Below are 19,696 nucleotides of genomic sequence, written 5' to 3'. Positions count from 1 at the left end.
CCATGGACGTGTCCGAATTCCGGTCCGGTGTGCGGGCGTGGCTGGACGAGCACGATCTGTCCCCCGGACCGGATCATTCGCTGGACGGTCAGGTCGCGCAGTTGGCCCGCGTGCGTCGGGGCCTCTATGACGCGGACTGGATGCGCTACGGCTGGCCCGCCGAGATCGGCGGTCTCGGCGGGCCCGCCATGCTCCGCGCGATTCTCGGTGAGGAGGTCGCCACCCGCGACCTGGCCGAGCCGGGACTCTATTCGATGGTCGAAGTGCTTGCGCCCACGATGATTTCGTATGCCCGCCCGGAGCTGGCGGCGGAAATGGTGCCGTTGCTGCTCTCGGGCCGCGAGCAGTGGTGCCAGGGTTTCTCGGAGCCGGGTTCGGGCAGCGATCTCGCCTCGTTGACGACGAAAGCCGTTGCCCGCGGCGATGATTGGGTGGTCAACGGCCAGAAGGTGTGGACCAGTCTGGCCCAGTACTCGGCGCGCTGCGTCGTGCTGACCCGCACGGGCCCCGGACACGACGGGATCACCGCGTTCTTCCTCGATATGGACTCCCCCGGCATCACGGTGCGCCCGCTGCGCACCATGCACGGCGTCGACGAATTCGCCGAGGTGTATTTCGACGATGTCGTGATACCCGGTGACCGCATGCTCGGGCGGCCCGGCGATGGCTGGCGGGTCGCGATGGATCTGCTCCCGCACGAGCGCTCCACCTGCTTCTGGCACCGCGGCGCCTATCTGTTCACCCGGCTCGACCGCTTGGCGACCGCGGCAACGGTGGCCGACGACGCCGACCTCGGTGCCGCGTATCTGGCGTTGCATACGTTGCGCTGCCGCTCCCGGCTGACCCAGCAGCGGTTGGCGGACGGCGAGCACCTCGGACCGGAAACCTCGATCGACAAGGTGCTACTGGCCGGTGCCGAACAGCAACTGTTCGACACCATGCGCGACGTGCTGCCCGGCTCGGTGGAGCTGACCGATCCGGAATTGCGCACCGAATTCCTCTATTCGCGCGCGGCCACCATCTACGGCGGCACGGCCGAGATCCAGCGCAATATCATCGCGCGCCGTCTGCTCGACCTGGGCAAGGAGTAAGCCGTGACCAGCATCGACACCGATACCGCCGAGCTCGAACTGCTCACCGACACGCTACGCAAGACGATGACGGCGACATCGGGTCAGCAACTCGATCAGGCGCTGACCGACCTCGGTTGGCCCGACCTGCTCACCGAAATGCCCGAGGTGGCAATACCTCTGGTGTTCCGCCTGCTCGGCGAGACCGGGGCGCACGCGCCACTGCTCAACGATGTCATCGCCCACGCCGCCGGTACGTCGCTCGGCGCCACGCATCCGCTGCCGTTCGCGGGCGGGTCGTGGGTCGTCTGGGAACGTGCCGATCGGCCCGGCACCACGGTGGACGAGGAACTTCCCCTGCACCCGGTAGCGACCGGAACCGCTGTCGGGGTGGCGGCCGGTCGTCATGCGCTGGCCTGCTGGCTGCTCGGCAGCAGCCGCGCCATGCTGTCGCTGGCCCGCCGACATGCCTTGGACCGCAAGCAATTCGGCCGTCCCGTGGCGTCGTTCCAGGCGATCCGGCACCGCCTCGCCGAGACGCTGGTCGCCATCGAAGGCGCCGAGGCCACCCTGACGGCGGCCGACGACGATTTCGGCGCGCTGCTGGCCAAGGCCGCCGCCGGACGCGCGGCACTGACCGCGGCTCGACATTGTCAGCAGACACTCGGCGGTATCGGCTTCACCGCCGAACATGACCTACAGCGGCATATCCGCCGCGTCCTGATCCTGGACGGATTGCTCGGCAGCACACGGGAACTCACCCGCGAGGCCGGCACCCGTATCCGCACCGCGGGCGCGGCACCGCGCCTGGTTCACCTGTAGATCCAAACCGCAAACTCCGAGGCGCCCGCCATGAAATTCGCTCCAACCGCGATCGGCTATCTCCGCAGCGATGTATCCGGAATACGGCAGGGATGGGACGAAACCCAGATCCGGAGCCTAGCCGGGCGTCTCGGCTACAACCTCACCAAAACCGTCGCCTTCAGCGCCAAGACCGACAACCCGGTGGCACAACTGGTCGCCCTGGCCCGGAAGATGAACGCGGACGCGGTGATCGCCCCCGGCCTGACCCATTTCGGCGGTGCGATACCGCGCGAACTGGACCAGGTTACGTCGGTGATTACCGTCGTATCCGACACGCGGCCGTGATAGTGCCGCGCTACTGAGAAGCCATTCGTCTGCGATCGACTGCGGCAAGGATCAACGCGCGGGCGATGTCACCGGTGACGGACAATTCGGCGAGCATATCGAACGTGCGCCCATAGGTCGCGATCTCGCGTGGCTGGGTGATGGTCAGCTCGGCTGTGATGGTTTCCACGGTGGTCATGCGGTCGTCGAACATCACGAAATTGGTTGTCTGCTGAGGAATCTCGGCGGTGGCCGGGACGATGCCGAACGTGACACGCGGGAGGCCGGCGGCGACGAGCAGGCGATCGAACTGGCCGATCATCACCGAATCGTCGCCGACGGTGGTCAGTAGCGTCTGCTCGGCCAACAGGACGTGAAACCGGCGGTCGCCGTGGTAAAGGAATTGCTGACGTTCCATGCGCTTGGCAATGCCTGCGTCGATATCGTCCGGGAGTCGGTGCCGCGCGATAGACCGTTCGAGGATCGCTCGCGCATACTCGGGAGTCTGCAAAATTCCTGGGATCAGGACGTTCTGATAGATACGCGTCAGCTGGGTCCTCTCGGCCAGCTTGACCAGTTCATCTTGGCCGCGGCCGGTCCCAGTGCTGAGCAGGCGCCGCATTTCCATGTAGGCGGCGTCGATGTTGTGCAGGGTGGCGAGCAGGTCCGCGAGTTCATCCTCGGCACCCGCATGGGCGCAGTAGGCGCGAACGTCGGCATCAGAGGCGCGCAGCTTGCCGTATTCGAGCTTGGATATCTTCGATTCGTGCCAGCCTGCCAGCGCGGCGAGCTGACGCCCGGAAAGCCCTGCCCTACGCCGGATCTCGCGCAATCGTTGGCCGAGGGCGTCCCGAGCATCTTGGGCGGCGTTCGTCACCTGAGAGTGTCGACGGAGTCGAGATAGTCGGCGTACGGCGTTGCCAGCGCCCATAGCCGGTCTCGCACACCCCGGCACCGGTCGACAATCTCCAGGTCGGAAGTAACGGCCATCCCCACGGGCCGCCCGTCCTGGTCGACAAGATTGAACGCGACGAGCTCGTCGTCGAATAGCCACCAGTCATCCGACGGAACGTCCCCGGCATGGTGGCGCGGGACATACCGGATATCTTCGCCAGCGGCGACATTGCTCACCGTGATCGACAGCAACCACCGTTGATAGTCGGAGTGCGGAACGGTCACGACACGCACCCTACGCACTGTGACGCCCCGGCCCACTGTCTCCCGCATGAATTGCGCCCACGGCCGTTGGCCGTAGTCGGTCGGGTCAAGCTCGCCCGCAAGGAACCGTCTCAGGCCTTCCGATTCCGAGGCCACCGAGTAGGAGTCGCGCACCTCGAGGTGAAACGCCTGGTGCCGACACTCGCGGAACAGGTCATCAGCGGCGGGTCCGTGGACTAGCAGCACCGTAGAACGTCCTCTCTAGCTTCGGCACCTCGATCGCGGTCTCATCGACAGCCAGAGTGAGCCGACCGAGTGTTTCATCGTCGGTGACGGGACGCCCCGACAGGCAGAAGGTGCCGCGCCCGGTATCGGTCATCGTCGCACCGATGAACGTATCCGGATCGGCGAATCCTGGTAGCAGGTGCGGGATTTCGATGGTGCCAGCCTGGTCGGTCCGCCATCCCTGGACAAGGAAACTGTCCTGGTCGGTGGCATACAGGGTCGGGCAGTCGCGATCTCCGGACCCGCCCTTGCCAAGGAATGTCAGCCGCATGTCGGCCCCCTTAGTTGTGAAACGCGCGGAGGTTCCGCACGTTCCAATCATCCACCGTGTGCAAGAAATCGATTCACCAATCGCGAATTTTTCCAAGTTTTTGCAAACTCGTGCCGACGTGGTGGCCGGATTCTTATCGTCCGATATGGGCGCTCGGAGCCGGTGTCAGTCGTCCTGGCCCCGAGCTGCCTCACCATCGACGACGGAGGGTGAGATGGCGCTCACTGAACCACAGGCCAAAGCGCTGGCCGCACTGGCGATTCTGGAGGCCGCGCAATCGCTGACCGTGCGCGAACTGTGCGGCCACGCTGGTCGCGCCGACGCCGCTACGCGTGCAGCGCTACAGGGGCTCGCCGATTCCGGTCTCGCCCATGGTTCACGCACAGTGCCGGTTGGATGGCGGATCACCGACCGCGGGCGGTCACTGATCAACGCACGGCCATACCGAGAATTCCTGCCACGCAACGGCGCTGCCACCACGAGCACGAACGGGGCAGGTCAGTGAGGGCGAAACCAACCGCGATCGGATACCTGCGCACCGACGTATCCGGAATCTCACAGACTTGGGATGAAATCCAGATTCGCAGTCTCGCAAAGCGGTACGGCTACAACCTCGCCAAAACCGTGACGTTCAGCGCACATACCGACGACCCGCTGAGTCGGTTGCTGAACGTGGTCCAGCGCATGGATGTGGACGCGGTGATCACCCCCGACCTCGAGTACCTCGGCGGCGCAGTGCCGGATGATCTCGTCCGAGTCTGCGAGATCAACACCATCTCACCCCAGGCGACATACGCGCCACACGCGCCGTTCCGGTTCGTCGATGTGGACGGCACATAGACCAGCTCCACAGCAACGACGCCGGAAGGGAGTTGACCCAACATGGTGGCACGAGTAGAGGATCCAGGCCCGGACGGCAACAACAACGACATGGAGGGAACAAGTGAAGATCACCAGAGCCGCCCTCACGGCGTGCGCGATCACTACGGTGGTTTGATCGAGCTACGCAACTTCGAGAACCCCAGCGACTCGGCGCCGGTCTTCGAGGAGGACAGATGAAGTTCACCACCTCTCTGATGACTGTTGTACTCGCGACTGCGCCCGTGGTGGCCTGCTCGCATCCGGTATCCACAGATTCCGCGCACCTGGTATCCGCGGCGTCCACGCGCCAGGACGTCGGGGGTGACGTATCGCTGTCCGGCTGGGATTTGACGCTGCCGGTGAATTCCGCCGGCGAGTTGTCCGGCACCGCGGCGGTCCTGCACCCGGCCGCTGTCGATGCCCCGTGGCTGACCCGCACCTCCACCGGCGGGCTGGAGTTCTGGGCACCGGCAGCCGGCGCCGAGACCGCACATTCCGGGCATCCGCGCACCGAACTCGTGAACGCCTCGCCCTTCACCATCGGCGGCGCTGGACACACTCTGGCTGCCACCGTGGCCGTCACCCAATTGCCCATCGCTACACCGGATATCGTCATCGGTCAGATCCACGAACCGGGTCCTGTGCCCTATCTGCTGCTGCGCTACGAGTCCGGCCGAGTCTTCACCACCTGGCGTACCTCGGTCGACGGCTCCACGAAAGCTGGTCGGCAGCAGATTATTTCGGGTATCGCGCTGAATTCGCCTTTCTCCTACACCATCTGCGCGAACATCGGCCACACCGTGGATATCAGCGTCACCTACAACGGCATCACCAAGACCGAAACCGTCACCGTTCCCACGGCATTCGTGGGCACAGAGGGACGTTTCCAGGCAGGCGATTACCAGCAGGCCAGCACATCGACCGGACCTGACGACGGCGGTCGAGTGATCTTCACGGCCCTGTCGGCAAATTAGCCGCACGCGGCGGCGAATCAGGGTGCCGACACGACCGTCGCCCGGAAAGGCGCAATGTGCGGGCATGACCGTCGCCCAGCGCGAGTTAGTCGCTACGGCCACAGATATCCGCGTGGGGCCGACAGCTCAGCCGAGCACGGAAGCGATGTACTCAGGCGAGCGTCGTCACGATGTGAGGTAAGTCCGTTCCCTGCTCGATCGTGCCCGCCGCGATGCGGGTGGTCGCACGCGCCGTCGCCACGGAACCGTGTGCCTCGATCGAATCCAGCGGGCAGCCGAGTGCGTCGCCGACCAATCGCAGTGACGGGCCGAAACTCGCGGCCAGATGCTCCGCGCGAGCCGCGTTGGAATCACCCGGTGGCCGCCCGAAACCCATGACGTCGAACAGCCGTGATCCTTTCTCCGCCTGCCGTGTAACCCTTTTCCTGCTTGGTGATTCGGTTGCTTCCAACCAACTGTTCACAAGGCTATTGCCGTTCGGTCACCGTCGCGATAGCCGGGAACTTGGTGTTGAGGGTCAGCGCGGAGATCGGTGTGAGGTTCGGGTTGTCGATGGTCAGCTCGAACCGGCTGACTATGGTCGAGAGCGCCAGCTGCATCTCCATCATCGCGAATGCGTTGCCGATGCAGAGGTGTCCGCCCGCGCCGAAGGGCAGCCACAAGTGCCGGTCACGGCCGGCGACCGCGTCGGCGGCGAAGCGCTCCGGGTCGAAGGTGTCGGGCCGGTCCCAACACTCGGGGTTTCGGTGCGCGTGGTAGAAGCTGTACATCAGCGGCGTGCCTGCCGGGATGTGGTAGCCCCCGACCTCATCGTCCTCGGCGGCGCGCCGCTGCCCCATCCATGCCGGCGGTTTGAGCCGCAACACCTCCTCGAGTACCTGCTTGCTGTAGGGCAGCGTGGGCAGGTCGGCCAGGGTGGCATGCCTGCCGGTCAAGACGGTGTCAACGTCATCGCGCAGCCGCTGGCGCACCTCCGGATGCAGTTGCAACAGCAGTATGGCCGACGTCAATGCCGAGGAGCTGGTCTCGTGACCGGCGAAGAGCATGGTGACGACCTCGTCACGCAGTTCCAGGTCCGTGAGTTTCTCGTTGGTATCGGCGTCCGTGGAGTTGATGAGCATAGACAGCAGCCCCCCGCTGCCGGAGTCGCGCAAGTCGTCGATCACCTTGTAGACGATGGCATCCATTTCGGCGATCCCGCGCCAGAAACGGCGATGGCTGGCCGTCGGAAACTTCAAGGGAACCAAGGGCATTCGCACGAACTTCCCCAACTCGGCGTTCACCTTCTGCGTCGCGCGGGCGAAGCCGGTGACCTCCGGGCCGTTGGGATCCAATCCGAACAGCGCCCGCACCACGATCCGCAGCGTGAGGTGGCTCATCTGCTCACCGATATCGACCGTCCGTCCGGCGCGGGCGTGTTCGGCCCATTCGTCACACATGGAGTCGATCTCGGCCACCATGATCTCGCTCAGCGCACTGATCTTCTTGTGGTGGAAGGCCGGTTGGACGAGGCGCCGGTTGCGTCTCCACCGGTTGTGGTCGGCGATGGTCGCCAGCCCTCGCCCCACGAACGGCTCGATGATGTCGTACATCTGGGTCTCGCGGGTGAAGTTCGCCATGCGTTCCTGCAAGACGTACTTGATGTGGTGGGGATGGGTGATCCCGACCATGCTCCCGTTGATCAGTTGGAACCGAAAGACGTCGCCGTGGTGGGTCATGGAGTCGGAGAGGAACGAGATCGGGTCGACGACAAAACGTTTGGTATTGCGGAGGCGACCGGCGACCATCGGGGGCAGGCCGCTGACTGTGGAGGTGGAAGACATGACAATAAGTAGAACCGATCTTTCGGGATCCGGCTGATTTTCAGTGGTTGTGACTGGAGGCCAACTCCCGCAACAGGTTCCAGCTGGCAAAGCCGCTGGCGTTCTCATCGCACACGAAGGTGGCGCTGTCGTAACCGTTGCGCCACAACCAGAATCAGCTCCAGCGTCGCCGTCGCGTGCACGCGCCGCGGTCGACTACTGCATCTTTTGCTTCATCTCGTCCAGATGCGCCAGAATCGGCAGCCCGGCATGGCTGAGCGCATTGCCGTGCCCGGTCTGGTGCACATCGAAGACCGATTGGATGGCGGCGTAGAAGCCCTGTATGTCCAGCGTTTGATTCACCGCACGCTTGGCCTGACGCAACCCGAACGGCGGCATCTTGGCGATCAGTGTGGCAAGCTCGGTGGTCTGCGCATCCAACTCGGCACGAGGCACCACCTTGTTCACCATGCCGACCTGTTCGGCCTCGCGCGCGGTGACCGGGCGTCCCGTGAACAGGATCTCCTTGGCCTTGCGGGGACCCAATTCCCAAGTGTGCCCGTGATATTCGACGCCGCCGATGCCCATCAGCACGACCGGATCGGAGAAGAGCGCGTCCTCGGCGGCGACGATCAGATCGCACGGCCAACACAGCAGCAGGCCACCGGAAATGCAGCGCCCCTGTACTGCGGCGATGGATGGTTTCGGCACATTCCGCCAGCGCAGCGAATACTCCAGATAGCGGCGCGATTCGACGTTGTAGATCATGTCCAGGGTGATCTTGTCCGGTAGCGGCCCGCCCGAGCGCAGATCATGACCGGAGGAGAAATGCTTGCCTTCGGCCCGCAGGACGATCACCGATACGTCGTCGTCGGCCGCCGCCCGAGCCCAGGCCGCATCGAGTTCGTCCAGTAATGCACCGTTCTGGGCGTTCGCGACCTCGGGACGATTCAGGGTGATGGTCGCAATCTTATCGGCGACGGCGTACAGAATATGCATTGCGAACTCCGCTACCTGGGCAGTCCGAGCACCCGCTCGGCGACGATATTGCGCTGAATTTCGGAGGTGCCGCCGGCGATGGTTCCGGCGAAGCTGCGGACGTACCGTTCGAACCAGCTGCTGATGAAATTGTCATTGTTCAGCGGGTTGAACGGCGCGGTCATTGCCGGATGGATCAGGCCGTCGGGGCCCTGTGCGGACAGCGCCTGTTCCGAACCGTTCTGCACCGCCTCCGACCCGAGCAGTTTCAGCACCGATAGCGCGGCCACATCTTGCTGGCCTCGCGCCTCACGCGCCAGCGCCGCCGACCCGAGCAACCGCAGCGCCTGAGCATCCATGACCAGCGTCGCGTAACGGTCGCGGTCGAGCACGGTGCGCGGGTGGAAGTCCTCGATCAGCTCCTGCAGCCGGTCGGCGAAACTGAGCCACAGCAGCGTGCGCTCATGTCCGAGCGAACCGTTGGCCACGCCCCAGCCGCCGTGCAGCGGGCCGACCAGATTTTCCGCGGGCACCCGGACGTCCTCGAAAAACACCTCGTTGAAGTCCAGATCGTTCGGTCCGCAGATGGAAGCGAACGGGCGCCGGGTCACGCCGGGAGTATCGGTGGGGATCAACAGCACGCTGATGCCCTTGTGCTTGGGCGCATCCGGATCGGTGCGCACGAAGGTGAGCAGCACGTCGGCGTCGTGTGCGCCGGAGGTCCAGACCTTCTGCCCGTTTACCACGAAATGATCGCCGTCGCGCACGGCCCGGGTGCGCAGCCCGGCCAGATCCGAACCAGCACCCGGTTCGCTCATGCCCAGCGCCGCGGTGATCTCGGCTCGCAAAATCCTTGCCGCCCAATGCTTCTTCTGCTCCGCGCTGCCGAACGAGAGTAGCGAGGCGGCGATGATGCCGAGCCCCTGCGGATTGAAGCTGTGATAGATGCGCCGCTTGGACAGCTCCTCCAAATGCACATACTGCTGCAGGATCCCGGCATTGCGGCCGCCGAATTCCGGTGGGTTGCCGGGCAGCAACCAGCCGTGGTCGAACTGCAGCCGCTGCCATTCCCGCGCCCACGGCGGGACCTCCGCACTGGAAATCGGCCGATCCTGGGCCGCGACCGCCTCGTCGGGCATGAATTCGGTGAGGAAGGCGATGAATTCGGCCCGGAACTCCTCGACCTCGGTATCAAAAGTCAGTCGCACGGTACTCCTCGGCGATCAGCGCCCGGTGCTCTGCCGCGCCGCCGAGCAACAGCTCACCGGCTTTGGCCCGCTTGAGCGCGAACTGCAGGTCGTTTTCCCAGGTGAAGCTCATGGCGCCGAACAACTGCATGCCGCGGCCGAACACCTGCGACTGGCATTCGCCGGCCGCGGCCTTGGCCATCGACGCGGCCAGGCGCCGCCGCGGATCGTTCTCCCGGATCGTCATCGCCGCGAAATACGCCAGGGCGCGGGCTCTTTCGATCGCGATGTGCATATCGGCGGCCTTGTGTTTGACCGCTTGGAACGAGCCGATCGGCACGCCGAACTGCTGTCGGCTGCGTACATGCTCGAGCACCATGTCCAGTACCCGTCGACACGCGCCGACCATGGTCAGCGCCATTCCGGTCGTGGCCGAGTGGCGCGCGGGCTGCGAATCGACGCGCAGGTAGCGATCGTCCGGAACCCGCACCTCGACAAAACTCACTTCGGCGAGATGCAGCACCGGATCGAACACAGCCGCACGTCGCACGATGACGTCGTCGGCGGGCACCACGAAGACACCGGCCTCGGTCACGACCGCCAGTTGCCGCGCTCGATCGCCGTCGAGCACATGACGCGCGGTGCCGCTCAGCAGCCAGCCATCCCGGTCGCGCACCGCCGACACACCGTCGTAAACCGCGGCGCCCGGTTCACCCTGGCGCACGAAATCCGGTGCGAGCGGCGCGAATTGGGTCATGGTGGCCAGATACGGGGTCGGGTCGGTGGCCCGCCCCAGCTCCTCGAGCACGATCCCCAGTTCCACCGCGTCGGCCGGGTCGGTCAGCTCCATCCATCCCAGCTCCGCATAGGTACGCCACAGCCCCTCCGAATCCGCGCCCTTATCGGCGACCTCGCGGATCAGGGTCGGCGGACACTGCTTGGCGACCACCTCGCGGACGGTTTGCTGCCACAGCAGTTGATCGGAGTCGAACTCCAAAAGCATCCGGCCTGCCTCCTTGCCACTCCGACACACTCCAGACCCGAGAATATCATTCTCCAGTTCGGAAAGTAAGAGTCTCGCATTTGTTCGCTGACATAGTGTCCAGCCAACACGGAGACACCCCGTTCTCCGGTACAGTGCATCCATGTTCTCTCTACATGACCGAGGACCGGAGCGCCGGTGACCAGCCCGAGCGAAGAGCCCGCCTGGAAGCAGCGCGCCGTCGAGCGCTCGTTGCGGACCGCGAAATTGCGGGCCGAACAGCGCGTTCAGCGCTTCCTCGACGCAGCGCAGGCCATCATCACCGAGAAGGGCAGCACCGACTTCACCGTGCAAGAAGTCGTCGATCGTTCGCGCCAGTCGCTGCGGAGTTTCTATCTGCAGTTCGACGGCAAGCACGAGCTGCTGCTCGCCCTCTTCGAAGACGCACTCGTGCGCACCGCCGACCAACTGCATGCCGCCGCCGACGCCAAGGCCGATCCGCTGGAGCGGTTGCAGGTAACCGTCGAGCTGCTGTTCGAGTTGTCCCGGCCCGATCCGGCCGCACAGCGCCCGCTGTTCACCGATTTCGCGCCACAACTGCTCGTCACGCATCCGGCGCAGGTCAAGGTCGCGCACGCACCGCTGCTCGCACTGTTCACCGAGCTCATGGAGCAGGCAAAACAGGCCGATCAGCTGCGCTCGGACGCGAATCCGCGGCGAACCGCGGCGATGGTCATGCAGACGGTCATGTTCATCGCCCAGTCCACCGGCGGCACCGACGAGGAGACCGTGCACCCGATCACCGCGACCGAGGTCTGGAACTTCTGCGCGCACGGCTTCACCAAGGATTGAGAATAATATTCTCAATCGAGGAGAGTTTCACTTACACTCGGGGGCATGCCCGACCTCTGGAATGATCTTCTCGGCTGTCTCGACCTGACCGCTCGGCCGTCCCTCGACGACGAATCCGTCTTCGAGGGACGCAACCAGCAGCTCGAGTACTACCGCGTCTTCGGCGGGCAATTGCTCGGCCAGTTCATCCGCGCGGCCGATCTGACCTGCCCGGAGAAATCGGTCAAGTCGCTGCACGCGCTGTTCGCCCGCGAGGGCAGGACCGACGAGCCGATCCGCTATCGGGTGCGCCGACATCACGAAGGCCGCTCCTTCGCCACCGTGACCATCGTCGCCGAGCAGAGCTACGGGGTCGTGGCCACCGCATCGGTGTCGCTGCACGCGGAGGCGGAGGGACCGCAACACCAGAGCGTGCCCGCCGCTCCCGCGCTCCTGAGCGCCGAGCACAAGGTGAGGTGGGACCTGCTGCCCTGGGAGACCCGATCCGCAGTTGATCTCGACGACACCGCTTCCGCCGCACCGGAATTCGAGTTCTGGATGCGCACACCGGACGTGGATCCACGGCTGGCCCCGGCGATCGTCTCCTACGCCACCGATCTCAACCTCATCGGCACCGCACTGCGGCCGATCGAAGGTGCGTGTCAGCGCGGCAACGGCACCGCATTCCATTCGGCGGTGACCTCGCACAGCGTGTGGTTCCACCGACCGTTGCGCACCGACGAGTGGCTGTTACTGCGCCAGCACAGTCCGCTCATGGCGGGCAGCCGCTGTTTCGGCCGCGGCGACGTGCTGACCGAGAACGGCCGGTTGGTCGCCTCCTACGCGCAAGAAGCCATGGTGCGCTTCCCATCCGAGGTCGGGTGAACCAGTGGTCGTGAATCGAATGGTGATCAAGCGATCCTCCGACGCATCCGAGCACCGATCGCACCGGGTGGTGCAATGGGCCACCGGGACCATCGGCGCGCGGGCACTGCGCGGTGTAGTCGAGCATCCGAAGATGGAGTTGGTCGGCCTGTTCGTGCACAGCGCGGACAAGGTGGGGCGCGACGCGGGCGAGTTCTGCGATATTCCCGCCACCGGTGTGCTGGCCACCGATGACATCGAGCAGATCATCGAGCTCGACGCCGACTGTGTGCTCTATATGCCGCTCGTGTTCGACGCGGAGGTGGTGATCCGCCTGCTGGCATCGGGCACCAACGTGGTGACGACATGTGGCCTGTTCCACCACCCACCGAGCATGGATCCCCAACTGCGTCAACGCATTCAGCAAGCCTGCACGCTCGGGGGCACCTCGATCCACAGCACCGGCAGCAGTCCGGGTTTCATCACCGAGGCGGTGCCGCTGGTGCTGTCCTCGATCCAGCGCCGACTGGACCGGCTGATGATCGACGAGTACGCGGATCTGTCGCAACGCGATTCGCCCGCCATGCTGTTCGACGTCATGGGTTTCGGGCGGCCACGGGGTGATTCCAACGCGGCTCGCGCGGAGCATCTGGCCGCGAGTTTCGGCCCGTCACTGCGATTGGTCGGCGACGCACTCGGCTGCCCGCTGGATTCGATCGAGGCACACGGTTCCGTGGCGACGGCGCGTGCGACCACCCGCATCGCGGCGGGCACGATCGAGCAGGGAACCGTTGCGGCTCAACGCACTACGGTCTCCGGTCTGGTGGCGGGCGAACCGGTGCTGAGCTTCCGCGCCAATTGGTATTGCACCACCGATATCGAGGCCGATTGGGACCTGCGCGATACCGGATGGCACATATCGGTGGTCGGCGACGCGCCGCTGGAAGTGGATCTGCGGTTCCCGATTCCCCTGGAACACATGGCCGCCGTATCCCCGGCCTATACCGCCAACCGTGCGGTCAATGCGATTCCGGCGGTGTGTGCGGCCGATCCCGGGATTCGGTCGACGCTCGACTTACCGCATATCGCAACCACACTCGGCTGAGCGCGTCGCAACCGAACTCGGCCGAACAGTGTTGACAGACGCGATATCTGTTGCCGCAGCGACTGATTCGCGACCACGTGACAGCAAGGCTCGCACATCGCGGCCGTGCACGGGCGCTGAAACCGTTATCGACCTACGCATATCTATTGCCGCAGCGACTGATTCGCGACCACGCGACGGCAAGGCTCGCACATCACGGCCGTGCGCCGACTGAGCCGTTGGCCCGCAGGATACCTACCTGTTGCAGCAGTGTGTAATTCGCGGTCAGGCGACAGTGATATCCGCCAGCAGGGTGTCTACCCGCGCCCGCGCGCGCGTGGCTACGCCGTCGCCGGGAGCCACATGGACGCGGCCCGCTTCGATCGCGGCGAGTGCGGCCTCGGCGACCTCGCGCGGGGACAGGATTGCGCCGCGGGCGGCAGCGAGACTGCGCATCGAGGGTGTCGCGCCCGTCGGTAGTTCGATCGCACCCAGCGCGGCCGAGTTCTGACCGAGCGGGGTGTCGACCAGCCCCGGGCAGAGCACGGTTGCGCCCAGCGCGGGCGCTACCTGCTTCAACTCGAGGTCGAGCGTCTCGGTGAGACCGACCACCGCGTGCATGGTGCCGGTGTAGGGGGTGCGGCCGGGCAGCGGGGCGAGGCCGCCGGAGGAGGCGGTGTTGAGGAAATGGCCGGTGCCCTGCTCGATGAGCAGCGGCGCAAATGCCTTGACGCCGTGGACGACGCCGAGAATCTTGACCCCGATCATCCGCTGCCAGGTGCGCGCGTCCTGGTCCCACAGCGGCGCGGCCGAGCACACCACCCCGGCGTTGTTGCAGACCAGATCCACCCGGCCGTAGGCGGCCATGGTGCGCTCGGCCAGCGCGCGCACCGATGCCTCGTCGCTCACATCGGCCACCACGGCCGTGACCTCGGCGTCGCGCAATGCTGCCGCCGCCGCGGTCAAGCCGTCCTCGCGGATGTCGGAGATGACGAGCCGTACCCCGCGCGCGGCGAGCGCCTCGGCCAGGCCGTAGCCGATGCCGCTCACACCCCCGGTGATCACGGCGACCTGTCCCTCGCGTATCAGCATCGAATACTCCTCCTCGCGGATGGATGGTGGGTCGAAATGCCGTCAGAGGCTGAGAACCGATGCCGCCGCCGTACCGGGCGCCCCATAGACCTGGGCGTAACCGACACGGGGATTACCCGGCACCTGCCGCTCGCCAGCCTGGCCGCGCAGTTGCACCACCAGTTCATAGACCTGCCGGATGCCGGAGGCCCCGATGGGTTCGCCGTTGGCGAGGAGCCCGCCATCGGTGTTCACCGGCAGGCGCCCGCCGATCTCCGTCGCCCCCTCGGCGAGCAGCTTCTCCTGGTCGCCGTCGGCGCAGAAACCGTTCTCGGCCATATGGATGATCTCCGCGCCCGCGTCGGTGTCCTGAAGCTGGATCACATCGACGTCCTCGGGTCCGATCCCGGCCGCCTCGAACGCGGCCCGGGAGGCGTACACCGTCGGTGAGACGTCCTCATCGATGGCCGCCCAGGTGCTGTGTACCTCGTACGCGCCGTAACGGCGCGTACGGATCGCGCTCGAGCGCAGGTATACCGGGGTGCTGGTGTAGCGGTGTGCGATATCCCCGCGACACATGATCACGGCCGCGGCCCCCTCGTCCGGCGAGCAGAACATGTACTGCGTCAACGGATAGTTCAGCATCGTCGAGTTCAGGATCTCGTCTTCGGCAATCGGCTTGCGCCGGAAGGCATTCGGATTGAGCGCGCCATTGCGGAGATTCTTGGCGGCGACCTTGGCCAGGGTGCGCTGGGAGATGCCGTGCTCGTGGATGTAGCGGTTCGCCTTGATCCCGAAGAACTGGGTGGTGACGAACTGTCCGTTCTCCGCGTACCACGCGGGCAGCCCGAGCTTGGCCGGATCGTCGGTGAACGCACCGCGCGGGTGTTTGTCCATGCCGACCGCGATGCCGATGTCGTAACGTCCGGACCGGATCGCCTCCGCGGTCTGCTCGATCGAACTGGCCGCGGTGGCACAGGCATTGAACACATTGGTGAATGGAATTCCGGTCAGCCCGACCAGGCGGGTCACGGCATCGGGATTGCTTACCTCATAACTGCCGCCGAAACCGAACTGGATATCCTTCCATTCGACACCGGCGTCGGTCAACGCCAATTGGATTGCGTCGGCGCCCATTTCGATGGCCGACTTGGCGAAGCGGCCGAACGGGTGCAGGCCGACGCCGATGATGGCAACGTCGTTCATTCAAATCTCCTCGGTAGCCGTAGTCGCTGATCAGGCCGGTGCGAAAGCGACCGTGACGACTTCGTTCCCGTCGTCGTCGACATAAAGGGGGACGAAGGCCAGCTCGACGTCCATCCCGAAGCGCAGCTCGGCCGGTTCGGCCACGGTCAGCCGGGCCTCCACCCGCACGTCATCACCCAACTGGATCAGTCCGATCCCGAACGGCTCGAAGCTTTCGGCCGTCTCCTTGCCCGCGTACGGCAGTTTGGGGACGAAGCCCTGGGTGGTCCAGGCCACGAGCGTGCCGCGTCGGGGCAGCAGCCGTTCGGACATGTCCGGGCCGCTGCACCGCGGGCAGCGTGGTTGTTGGGGCCACGTGACCGCGCTGCATGCGGCGCAGCGGCTACCGATCAACTGCGGATTCTCCGCCGGCCAGGTCGAGACATCGGGCGCTAGGGCCTTTGCCATGCCGTCCTCCATCAGGTGGAAATGTCATTCTCATAAAATGTATACGCTATTTCCGACGAAATGCGAACAGTGAGTAGTCGCTCCGCGGCGGTGTACGCGTCCAACCGTCCGGCCGCGACCGAGTCCGCCAATGCCGCCAACGCCGGATCGCCCCGCAAACGGGTCTGCGCCAGGGACAGGATTTGCGCGCGGGCCCGCGCGGTGCGCCGGTCGAGGGTGTCGCTGCGATGGTGTGCGTCGATCGCGGCCACCAACTCCGCGATCCCGACGCCCTTTGCCGCGACCAGGGTGAGGATCGGGGCGGCGGACTCCTGATGCAGATCCCGCACGGTCTGGTCGGCGCCCTCTCGGTCGGCCTTGTTGACGACCAGGATGTCGGCGACCTCGAGCAGACCCGCCTTCGCGGCCTGAATCGCGTCTCCCGCACCGGGATTCAGAATCACCAGGGTGGGGTCGGCGATCGCGGCGATCTCGATCTCGGACTGCCCGACGCCGACGGTTTCGAGCAGGATCAGCTCGTGGCCGAGCGCGCCGAGCAATCGGATGGCGGCGGGCACCGCGGCCGCGAGACCACCCAGATGACCGCGCGTGGCGACCGACCGGATCAGCACATCGGGATCATTGATGTGCTGCGCCATCCGAATTCGATCACCCAGCAGCGCGCCACCGCTGTACGGCGAGGACGGATCGACCGCCAGCACCGCCACCCGCAGACCCTTTTCGCGGTAGGCGGCGACCAGCGCCGCGATCGTGGTCGATTTACCCGCGCCCGGCGGGCCGGTGACCCCGATGACCCGAACCGGGACGGCATCGAGCAGCGCGAGCACCTCGTCGCGCTGTGGTCCCTCGACCGCGCTCAGCAGCCGCCCCGCGGCCCGCACCGATCCGGCCCGCGCGGCGGCGATGAGCTCCGCAATAGTGTCCACGCGCTAGGGAGCCGGAACCTCGACGACGGTGGCCGATCCCATCCCGCCACCGGCGCACAGTGCCGCGATTCCGAAACCGCCACCGCGACGCCGCAATTCGTGCACCAGCGTGACGATCATCCTGGCTCCGGTGGCGGCGACCGGATGGCCGAGCGAGCACCCGCTGCCGCTGAAGTTCACCCGATCCGGATCGATATCGAGCGCCTTGGTCGCCGCGATCGGCACCGAGGCGAACGCCTCGTTGATCTCGTAAAGACTCACCTGCGACAGCGATATACCGGCCCTGGCAACGGCCTTGGTGATCGCCTCGATCGGCGCCAGCCCGGTGTCGTGCGGATCGACGCCGACCGAGGCCCACCCGCGGATGATGCCGAGGGCGGGCAATCCGAGCCGGTCACTGGCAATGGCCAAGGCCGCGGCGCCGTCATTGGAGCCCGACGCATTGCCCGCGGTGATGCTGAAGCCCTCGATCTCCGGGTGCAGCACCTTCAGTCCGGCCAGCTTTTCCAGACTGGTGTCCCGGCGCGGGTGCTCATCGACCGCGAACAGTCCGTGTGGAGTGTCGATCGGCACGATCTCCTCCTTGAAACGGCCCTCGTCGATGGCGGCAATGGCATTGCGGTGCGAGCGCAACGCCCACGCATCCATCTCCGCACGCGAGATGCCGGACGCCACCGCGGTGTTCCAGCCGACCGTGATCGACATATCGAGGCAAGGCGCGTCCGGCCGGTCCGGATGGCTCGGCGCGACCCACGGGTCGATCCATTCGTCCTCGCCGACCCGGAAACGCACACGCGGCGCGGTGGATTCGGAGTTCACGCCACCGGCGATGACGAGTTCGTCCATTCCGGCCCGGATGCCGGCGGCCGCGGTCTGCACGGCGGCCATGCCCGCGGCGCAATGCCGGTTGTGCGCCACACCGGCGACATTGGTCAGTCCGGCGGTGATCGCCGCGTGCCGGGCCAGCACGCCGCCGCCGTAGCGGCCCTCGCCGAGGACGACATCATCGATGCGGGCTGGGTCGAGTCCCTCGGCGGCCGCAGCCACCACGTGCTTAGCCAGGTCGAAGGCATTGGTATCGCGCAGCGTGCCCTTGCGGGCGGTTCCGATCGGAGCGCGCAGGGCGGACACGATGACAGCTTCAGGCATTGGTGTTCTCCATTTCGGTGACGAGGTTGCGGCGCAGCAGTTTTCCGGTTTCGGTCTTGGGTAGTTCGCGGCGGAACACGATGGTGTCGGGCGTCTTCGACGACCGCAGTCGCGTGCGGACCCACTGTTTGATCTCGTCCGGCTCGCCCGCGCCGACAAGCACCGCGACCAGTCGCTGCCCCCACTCCGGATCCGGTACCCCGATCACCGCGGCCTCGGTGATGCCCGGATATTCCAGCAGCACGTCCTCGATCTCGGCGGGCGCGATATTCTCGCCGCCGCGGATGATGGTGTCGTCGGCGCGGCCTTCGATGAACAGATAGCCCTCGGCGTCCAGGCGGCCCAGATCCCGGGTGGGGAACCAGCCTTCGGCATCCAGTGCGCTGCGGCCGCCGTATTCACCGGAGATCTGCTCGCCGCGCACGAATACCAACCCGACCTCCCCCACCCCGGCGGGCTCGCCGGACTCGGCGCGGATCTGGATCTCGATCCCGGGCAGCGGCTGCCCCACCGAGCCGAGCCGATCACGGACGGCCGGATCATCCGAGGCGAAGGCCGCACGGTGATCGTCGGGTCCGAGTACCGCGATCGAGGACGCGGTCTCGGTGAGTCCGTACGCATTGACGAAGCCGGTGTCCGGGAACACCCGCAGCGCGTGCTCGAGCACCGGGCGCGGCGTACGCGAGCCGCCATAGGCGAGACTGGCCAGCGTCGGCACTCCCGCATCGGCTCCGTCGACGGCCGCGACGATGCGCGCCAACATGGTCGGCACCAGCATGGCGTGGGTGATCCGTTCGCGCCGAACGGTTTCCAGCCAACCGGACGCGTCGAACGCCGCCAGGTAAACCACCCGGCGACCGGAGTAGAGATTCGACAGCAGATTCGTCAGGCCCGCGATGTGATAGGGCGGCACCGACACCAGCGCCGCGTCCGTCTCCTGCGCACCGCCGAACTCCACGGTGTTCAGCAAGTAGGCCATCAGATGCCGATGCCGTAACAGCGCCGCCTTGGGTTCGGAGGTGGTGCCGCTGGTGTAGATGATCGCGGCGACCGCATTGCCATCCCACGGCACCTCGAGTTCGGGCGCATCGGCGCCCTCCTCGACCAGGCCGTCGAGGTCCTCGGGCCGCAGCACCAGCGCCCCTGGATGACGATCCAGGAGCATGGCCAACTGCTGTTCGCCGAGCCGATAGTTCAGCGGTACGAATGGCACCCCGGCCAGCGCCGTACCGAAGAGCGCGACCGGATAGGCCAGGTGGTTCGCGCCCAGATACAGCACCGCGGGGTGCCGCTGGAAGCGGACGGCCGCGCGACGCGCATTGCCGAGCAGGGCGGCGGCGGTCAGCGAGCGATCGCCGACCGTGATCACGGTCCGATCGCCCGCCGATGCGGCCATGTCTAGGATCATGCTGATGTTCATGA

The 19,696-nt window shown here is 65.9% G+C and carries 24 protein-coding genes; 10 read left to right on the top strand and 14 right to left on the bottom strand.

The genetic code is table 11. The annotated features are described in order from the left end of the window. Positions 1-2 precede the first annotated feature (2 nt). The 3 genes from ACQPYR_RS13095 (at position 3) to ACQPYR_RS13085 (ending at position 2,219) form a co-directional block, all read left to right on the top strand. Entirely contained in the window at positions 3-1,091 is a 1,089-nt protein-coding gene (locus ACQPYR_RS13095) for an acyl-CoA dehydrogenase family protein (RefSeq protein WP_433635118.1), read from the top strand. Between the two features lie 66 nt (positions 1,092-1,157). After that, positions 1,158-1,892, top strand: a complete 735-nt coding sequence (locus ACQPYR_RS13090; RefSeq protein ID WP_433635117.1) for an acyl-CoA dehydrogenase family protein — start codon at positions 1,158-1,160, stop codon at positions 1,890-1,892. Positions 1,893-1,922: 30 nt separating this feature from the next. Further along, entirely contained in the window at positions 1,923-2,219 is a 297-nt protein-coding gene (locus ACQPYR_RS13085) for a hypothetical protein (RefSeq protein ID WP_433631677.1), read from the top strand. Positions 2,220-2,229: 10 nt separating this feature from the next. On the opposite strand, the gene ACQPYR_RS13080 is transcribed toward ACQPYR_RS13085, so the two are convergent. From ACQPYR_RS13080 to ACQPYR_RS13070, 3 genes are read right to left on the bottom strand one after another with little or no spacing between them, the layout of a single operon-like run. Continuing rightward, positions 2,230-3,075 (bottom strand): helix-turn-helix domain-containing protein, encoded by an 846-nt coding sequence (locus ACQPYR_RS13080; protein WP_433631674.1) that lies wholly within the window; start codon positions 3,073-3,075, stop codon positions 2,230-2,232. Continuing rightward, on the bottom strand, positions 3,072-3,530 hold the full coding sequence (locus ACQPYR_RS13075) for a DUF6879 family protein (RefSeq protein ID WP_433635116.1): 459 nt from the start codon (positions 3,528-3,530) through the stop codon (positions 3,072-3,074). Before ACQPYR_RS13075 ends, ACQPYR_RS13080 begins: the two co-directional genes overlap by 4 nt. A gap of 43 nt (positions 3,531-3,573) precedes the next feature. Then, positions 3,574-3,912 carry a hypothetical protein gene (locus tag ACQPYR_RS13070; protein ID WP_433631672.1) on the bottom strand — a complete coding sequence of 113 codons (339 nt, stop codon included), beginning with the start codon at positions 3,910-3,912 and terminating at the stop codon, positions 3,574-3,576. A gap of 214 nt (positions 3,913-4,126) precedes the next feature. On the opposite strand from ACQPYR_RS13070, the gene ACQPYR_RS13065 reads away from it, so the two are divergent. Genes ACQPYR_RS13065 through ACQPYR_RS13050 form a run of 4 tightly spaced genes read left to right on the top strand, consistent with a single transcriptional unit; the run spans position 4,127 to position 5,747 of the window. Beyond that, positions 4,127-4,417 carry a hypothetical protein gene (locus tag ACQPYR_RS13065; RefSeq protein WP_433631669.1) on the top strand — a complete coding sequence of 97 codons (291 nt, stop codon included), beginning with the start codon at positions 4,127-4,129 and terminating at the stop codon, positions 4,415-4,417. After that, positions 4,414-4,752 carry a hypothetical protein gene (locus ACQPYR_RS13060; RefSeq protein WP_433631667.1) on the top strand — a complete coding sequence of 113 codons (339 nt, stop codon included), beginning with the start codon at positions 4,414-4,416 and terminating at the stop codon, positions 4,750-4,752. Before ACQPYR_RS13065 ends, ACQPYR_RS13060 begins: the two co-directional genes overlap by 4 nt. Positions 4,753-4,794: 42 nt before the next feature. Next, positions 4,795-4,971 (top strand): hypothetical protein, encoded by a 177-nt coding sequence (locus ACQPYR_RS13055; protein ID WP_433631664.1) that lies wholly within the window; start codon positions 4,795-4,797, stop codon positions 4,969-4,971. Further along, positions 4,968-5,747, top strand: a complete 780-nt coding sequence (locus tag ACQPYR_RS13050) for a polysaccharide lyase family 7 protein (RefSeq protein ID WP_433631662.1) — start codon at positions 4,968-4,970, stop codon at positions 5,745-5,747. Before ACQPYR_RS13055 ends, ACQPYR_RS13050 begins: the two co-directional genes overlap by 4 nt. A 151-nt stretch (positions 5,748-5,898) precedes the next feature. Here ACQPYR_RS13050 and ACQPYR_RS13045 read toward each other — a convergent pair whose 3' ends face one another. The 5 genes from ACQPYR_RS13045 to ACQPYR_RS13025 form a co-directional block, all read right to left on the bottom strand. Continuing rightward, complete coding sequence (locus ACQPYR_RS13045; protein WP_433631659.1) at positions 5,899-6,123, bottom strand: hypothetical protein; 225 nt, start codon at positions 6,121-6,123, stop codon at positions 5,899-5,901. A gap of 91 nt (positions 6,124-6,214) precedes the next feature. Continuing rightward, positions 6,215-7,570 (bottom strand): cytochrome P450, encoded by a 1,356-nt coding sequence (locus tag ACQPYR_RS13040; protein ID WP_433631657.1) that lies wholly within the window; start codon positions 7,568-7,570, stop codon positions 6,215-6,217. A gap of 195 nt (positions 7,571-7,765) precedes the next feature. Continuing rightward, complete coding sequence (locus tag ACQPYR_RS13035; RefSeq protein WP_433631654.1) at positions 7,766-8,548, bottom strand: enoyl-CoA hydratase; 783 nt, start codon at positions 8,546-8,548, stop codon at positions 7,766-7,768. 11 nt (positions 8,549-8,559) lie between these two features. Then, positions 8,560-9,735: an acyl-CoA dehydrogenase family protein gene (locus tag ACQPYR_RS13030; RefSeq protein ID WP_433631652.1), complete on the bottom strand. Its 1,176-nt coding sequence runs from the start codon at positions 9,733-9,735 to the stop codon at positions 8,560-8,562. Then, entirely contained in the window at positions 9,719-10,717 is a 999-nt protein-coding gene (locus ACQPYR_RS13025; protein ID WP_433631649.1) for an acyl-CoA dehydrogenase family protein, read from the bottom strand. The genes ACQPYR_RS13030 and ACQPYR_RS13025 overlap by 17 nt, the downstream gene beginning before the upstream one ends. Positions 10,718-10,894: 177 nt before the next feature. On the opposite strand from ACQPYR_RS13025, the gene ACQPYR_RS13020 reads away from it, so the two are divergent. Genes ACQPYR_RS13020 through ACQPYR_RS13010 form a run of 3 tightly spaced genes read left to right on the top strand, consistent with a single transcriptional unit; the run spans position 10,895 to position 13,496 of the window. Then, positions 10,895-11,548, top strand: a complete 654-nt coding sequence (locus ACQPYR_RS13020) for a TetR/AcrR family transcriptional regulator (protein WP_397048751.1) — start codon at positions 10,895-10,897, stop codon at positions 11,546-11,548. Positions 11,549-11,593: 45 nt separating this feature from the next. Further along, positions 11,594-12,412 (top strand): acyl-CoA thioesterase, encoded by an 819-nt coding sequence (locus ACQPYR_RS13015; RefSeq protein WP_433631646.1) that lies wholly within the window; start codon positions 11,594-11,596, stop codon positions 12,410-12,412. Between the two features lie 19 nt (positions 12,413-12,431). Further along, positions 12,432-13,496 carry an NAD(P)H-dependent amine dehydrogenase family protein gene (locus ACQPYR_RS13010; protein ID WP_433631644.1) on the top strand — a complete coding sequence of 355 codons (1,065 nt, stop codon included), beginning with the start codon at positions 12,432-12,434 and terminating at the stop codon, positions 13,494-13,496. A gap of 264 nt (positions 13,497-13,760) precedes the next feature. Here ACQPYR_RS13010 and ACQPYR_RS13005 read toward each other — a convergent pair whose 3' ends face one another. From ACQPYR_RS13005 to ACQPYR_RS12980, 6 genes are read right to left on the bottom strand one after another with little or no spacing between them, the layout of a single operon-like run. Then, positions 13,761-14,567 carry an SDR family NAD(P)-dependent oxidoreductase gene (locus ACQPYR_RS13005; RefSeq protein WP_433631641.1) on the bottom strand — a complete coding sequence of 269 codons (807 nt, stop codon included), beginning with the start codon at positions 14,565-14,567 and terminating at the stop codon, positions 13,761-13,763. 42 nt (positions 14,568-14,609) lie between these two features. Further along, the gene (locus ACQPYR_RS13000) at positions 14,610-15,752 is read right to left on the bottom strand and encodes a thiolase family protein (protein WP_433631638.1); all 1,143 of its coding nucleotides are present in this window, start codon (positions 15,750-15,752) and stop codon (positions 14,610-14,612) included. A gap of 30 nt (positions 15,753-15,782) precedes the next feature. Next, positions 15,783-16,199 carry a Zn-ribbon domain-containing OB-fold protein gene (locus tag ACQPYR_RS12995; protein WP_433631635.1) on the bottom strand — a complete coding sequence of 139 codons (417 nt, stop codon included), beginning with the start codon at positions 16,197-16,199 and terminating at the stop codon, positions 15,783-15,785. 11 nt (positions 16,200-16,210) lie between these two features. Then, on the bottom strand, positions 16,211-17,125 hold the full coding sequence (locus ACQPYR_RS12990; RefSeq protein WP_433631632.1) for an ArgK/MeaB family GTPase: 915 nt from the start codon (positions 17,123-17,125) through the stop codon (positions 16,211-16,213). 3 nt (positions 17,126-17,128) lie between these two features. Next, entirely contained in the window at positions 17,129-18,274 is a 1,146-nt protein-coding gene (locus ACQPYR_RS12985; protein ID WP_433631630.1) for a thiolase family protein, read from the bottom strand. After that, positions 18,267-19,694 (bottom strand): class I adenylate-forming enzyme family protein, encoded by a 1,428-nt coding sequence (locus tag ACQPYR_RS12980; RefSeq protein WP_433631627.1) that lies wholly within the window; start codon positions 19,692-19,694, stop codon positions 18,267-18,269. Before ACQPYR_RS12980 ends, ACQPYR_RS12985 begins: the two co-directional genes overlap by 8 nt. Positions 19,695-19,696: the final 2 nt, after the last annotated feature.

The sequence above is a fragment of the Nocardia sp. CA-120079 genome, from assembly GCF_050955745.1.
Taxonomy (GTDB): Bacteria; Actinomycetota; Actinomycetes; order Mycobacteriales; family Mycobacteriaceae; genus Nocardia.
The sequence above is the reverse complement of the archived record's forward strand: the minus strand, read 5'-3'. Positions and strand labels throughout refer to the sequence as shown.